Here is a 4,510-nt window from a genome sequence, read left to right on the forward strand (position 1 = left end):
ATATATATATATATATATATATTATAAAACATTTTTCAATTGAACTCAATAGTTTTATTTTTTTTATTTGTAATTTCAACCTAAAAATTTTACTACATTTAACTAACCTATACTTTTATTACCTTACAAAATATAATTAAAGGAAGTGTCAATATTTATTATCTTAATACAACTGAATTTAAGTCTGCTTTTATTGAGATTTTAACTGAATACGCCCAAAGAGGACATCTATAATTTATCCTTTTTGGGTGTATTATATAAAGTAACCTCTAATTAGGCGCATTTTTGAGGAAGATATCTTACTAACAAATTAAATTTTTATCCTATTGATCCTTCCATCTCAAATGAAATTAATCTATTTAATTCAACAGCGTATTCCATTGGAAGTTCTTTTGTGAATGGTTCGATGAATCCCATAACTATCATTTCTGTAGCTTGACCTTCATCTAAACCTCTACTCATTAAGTAGAATAATTGTTCTTCTGATACTTTAGATACTTTTGCTTCGTGTTCTAGTGATACGTTAGAGTTTTTAACGATGTTGTAAGGAATAGTATCTGAAGTTGAATATTCATCTAAGATTAAAGTATCACATTCAATGTTTGAACGTGAACCTTCTGAGTTTTTACCGAAGTGAATCCATCCGCGGTAGTTAACTTTTCCACCACGACGAGACATAGATTTAGAAACAACAGTAGATGATGTTCTCGGTGCTAGGTGAATCATCTTAGATCCTGCATCAAGTACTTGTCCTTCACTAGCCATTGCAATAGATAACGTACTTCCACTTGCTCCTTCACCAACTAAGATACACGCTGGGTATTTCATAGTTAGTTTCGAACCTAAGTTTCCATCAACCCATTCCATAGTACCGTTTTTCTCAACAATCGCACGTTTCGTAACAAGGTTATAAACGTTTGTCGACCAGTTTTGAATAGTTGTATATCTGAAACGAGCATTTTCTTTAATAAATATTTCTACTACAGCTGCATGAAGTGAACTTGCAGAGTAAGTAGGAGCTGTACATCCTTCTACATAGTGTAAAGAAGAGTTTTTTTCAATAATAATTAATGTACGCTCGAACTGTCCCATTTTTTCACTGTTAATTCTGAAGTATGCTTGAAGCGGTGCTTCTACTGATACATTTTCCGGACAGTAAATGAATGACCCACCTGACCATACTGCAGAGTTTAAGGCAGCAAACTTGTTGTCATTAAAATCAACAGCTTTTGAAAAATATTCTTTGAAGATTTCTTCATGATTTTTTAACGCTGTATCAGTATCTTCGAAGATGATTCCTCTCTCTTCGAATTGTTTATGCATATTGTGATAAACTACCTCTGACTCATATTGTGCAGATACACCTGCAAGGTATTTTTGTTCCGCTTCTGGAATACCAAGTTTTTCGAAAGTATTTTTAATTTCTTCAGGAACTTCGTCCCATGAGCGTTCTGTTTTTTCTGATGGTTTTACATAGTAAGTTAAATCCTCAAAATCTATTTCTGATAAGTCCCCACCCCATGTTGGCATCGGCATTCTGTAGAACTCTTTTAATGCATTTAGACGATATTCTAACATCCACTTCGGTTCTTCTTTTCTTTCAGAAATAGTTTTAACAATCTCTTTTGTTAGTCCTTTATCAGTCTTAAATATAGATACATCTTTATCTGAAAATCCATACTGATAATCGGTAAACATTTCTTCATTTTTATTCAATGCAATCACTCCTTCTTCTATTTATTTTCTTCTAAAATTTTTTCTGTAATTTTCCATGCTAAAGTAGCACACTTAACTCTAGCTGGGAGTTGCGAAATATTTTGTAATGAAATACTATCTTCTAAGTTCTCTTCATTAAATTCATTTCCCATAATCATATTTAAAAAGTCTTTAATCTTGGTATTAGCTTTTTCTACTGATAAACCTTTTAATTCTTCAGTTAACATAGAAGCTGAAGCTAGTGAAATTGAACAACCTGTTCCTACGAATTTTATATCTTCGATAATATCATCTACTAATTTCATACTAACTGTTATTTTATCACCACAAGACGGATTTAGCATCTCCAACTTGTAACTACTCTCTATTTCTCCATTATTTCTAGGATGTTTACTATGATCTAAGATTACTTGTTTATATAAACTTTTTAAATCACTAAAACTCATTGTCAAAAAACTCCTTCGTTTCTTTTAATGTTTTAATAAAGAAATCTATCTCTTCTTTCGTATTATATAAATATAGACTCGCTCTTGCTACTGAGTATGTTCCTAACTTTCCTAATAATGGTTGAGTACACTGATGTCCTGCTCTTATACATATACCTTTTGCGTCTAAGAAACTTGTTAAATCGTGAGGATGTACACCTACCAAATTAAAAGTTATTAGCGAAACTCTATCTTCTATATTCCTTGTTCCATAAATTTCTATGTTATCAATCTTAGAAAGTTCAGAATACATATATTCAGTAAGTTCTTTAGTATACTTTTCAATATTTTCTAATCCGATACTATCTAGATATTTAATAGCAGCTCCTAATCCTGCAGCTTGCGCAAGCAGTGGTGTTCCCGCTTCGAATTTATCAGGAAGAATCGCCCATGTTGCCAAAGTTTCTTCAACAATACCGATCATGCCACCACCGAATTCAACCGGATCAAATTTTTCCAGTAAATGTTTTTTACCATATAATACACCAATACCGGTAGGTCCGCACATCTTATGTGCACTAAATGCTAAAAAGTCACAGTTCATTTTTTGAACATCAATCTTTAAATGAGGAACAGATTGTGCTGCATCTACTACAAAATAAACATCCTTATCTTTTAATAGTTCACCAATTTCATAAACCGGGTTTATATTACCTAATACATTAGAAGCATGGCACATTGATACGATTTTAGTTTTATCTGTAATAAATTCTTCTAATTGTTTTATACTAATGTTTCCGTCTTCATCTAATTCTAAATATTTAAGAACAAGTTTTTTTCGTTTAGCTAGTTGTTGCCAAGGAATAATGTTTGCATGGTGCTCCATATATGTAAGGATAATCTCATCTCCTTCAGATACATCTCGCTCCAAAATTCTAGCTGCGAAATTTAAACTTTCGGTAGTTCCACTAGTATATATTATCTCTTCGTAACTACTTGCGTTTATAAACTCTCTAACTAATTCTTTAGACTCTTCATATATTTTCTCTGATTCATTACCTAAGGTATAAACAGATCTATGAATATTTGAATTATAATTTTTATAGTAATCCGTAATAGCATTGATTACTTGATTAGGTTTTTGAGTAGTAGCTCCATTATCAAAAAATATCAAATCATTATCCGATATCTTTCTTTTTAATATAGGAAAGTCTTCTCTATATTTACTAAAATCTATCATTATTACTCACTCTCGTTATTGTTAATTTTTTCATCAATAAGCACTGTTACAAGTTCTTTAATTTTATCTACTGTCAATTCAGAGATTACTGGAGATAAGAATCCATGAACTAATAATCTACTTGATTCTTTTCTAGTTAAACCTCTACTTTGTAAATAATATAATTGTTCTTCATCAATACGACCTAGAGAAGCACCGTGACCTGCCATAACATCATTTTCATCGATTAATAACATTGGATTAGCATCAGCTTTAGCTTCTGAAGAAAGTGTCAGCATTCGAGAACTTTGATAAGCATTAGATCCTGTTGCACCTTTTACGATAAATCCAACACCATTAAATACGATGTGTGATCTATCTAATAATACACCGTGTTGAAGAATATCACCTTTACTACTTAAGCCTTGGTTAACTACTTCACTATTGAAGTAAGTTTTTTGTTCTTTAACCCCTAGTGTTACAATCTTAAGGTTAGCTTCAGAACCATCCCCTAGTATATTCGTTGTATTATCGTGATATACATCTGCTTCATCCATTGCAGCTACATTCCAGTTGATTAATGAATCTTTATAAGTTAATCCACGACGTAAAATAGTCCCACGTTTTTGACCTGGTTGGTTCGTAATAGAGCTATAGTTTACTTTGGCTCCATCATGAGCAACAACTTCAGATACAAAACTGAATGGCGCTTTATCATCTTTTTGGTTATTTACAAAGTTTTCAATAAAGTTAAATTTAGCGTTATTACCAACTTGAATAGTTACATGGTTAAATAAACTTTGTTCTTTATCAGTTATTACAATATATTGAAGCGGTTCTTCAATTACAGCATTATCCTTAACATCGATAAATAATCCCGCATTTAATAGTGTATAGTGAACAGCAGTCACTTTACTTTCTGCATAGTCAACAACACTCATAAAACTATCTTTTATGTGATCATCATTCATAGCAGAAAAAATATCTTTAATAATTACTTTATCTGCATATTTTTCTGGAATGTTAATATGAACAATAGTGTTGTTCTTTTGAATTACAGCAAAATCATCACTATTAATACCGTATTCAGCTATTTCTACATTTCCTTCATTTTCTAATCTTAGAGTTGAAAAATTAACATTGAATAAGT

Annotated in this window: 4 protein-coding genes; all 4 read right to left on the reverse strand. The window is 31.3% G+C overall.

Annotated features, from left to right (window positions below):
• Positions 1 to 318 precede the first annotated feature (318 nt).
• A complete protein-coding gene (gene sufB / locus RWL85_RS08425) occupies positions 319 to 1,698 on the reverse strand; it encodes a Fe-S cluster assembly protein SufB (protein WP_314087098.1) in 1,380 nt (459 codons plus the stop codon).
• Between the two features lie 35 nt (positions 1,699 to 1,733).
• The gene (gene sufU / locus RWL85_RS08430) at positions 1,734 to 2,162 is read right to left on the reverse strand and encodes a Fe-S cluster assembly sulfur transfer protein SufU (protein ID WP_314087092.1); all 429 of its coding nucleotides are present in this window, start codon (positions 2,160 to 2,162) and stop codon (positions 1,734 to 1,736) included.
• Entirely contained in the window at positions 2,152 to 3,378 is a 1,227-nt protein-coding gene (locus RWL85_RS08435) for a SufS family cysteine desulfurase (protein WP_314087101.1), read from the reverse strand. The genes sufU and RWL85_RS08435 overlap by 11 nt, the downstream gene beginning before the upstream one ends.
• Positions 3,379 to 3,383: 5 nt before the next feature.
• The coding region (gene sufD, locus RWL85_RS08440) for a Fe-S cluster assembly protein SufD (RefSeq protein WP_314087095.1) at positions 3,384 to 4,510 on the reverse strand (1,127 nt) is incomplete at its 5' end.

The sequence above is a fragment of the uncultured Gemella sp. genome (genome assembly GCF_963515875.1).
In the GTDB taxonomy this organism is placed as follows: domain Bacteria; phylum Bacillota; class Bacilli; order Staphylococcales; family Gemellaceae; genus Gemella.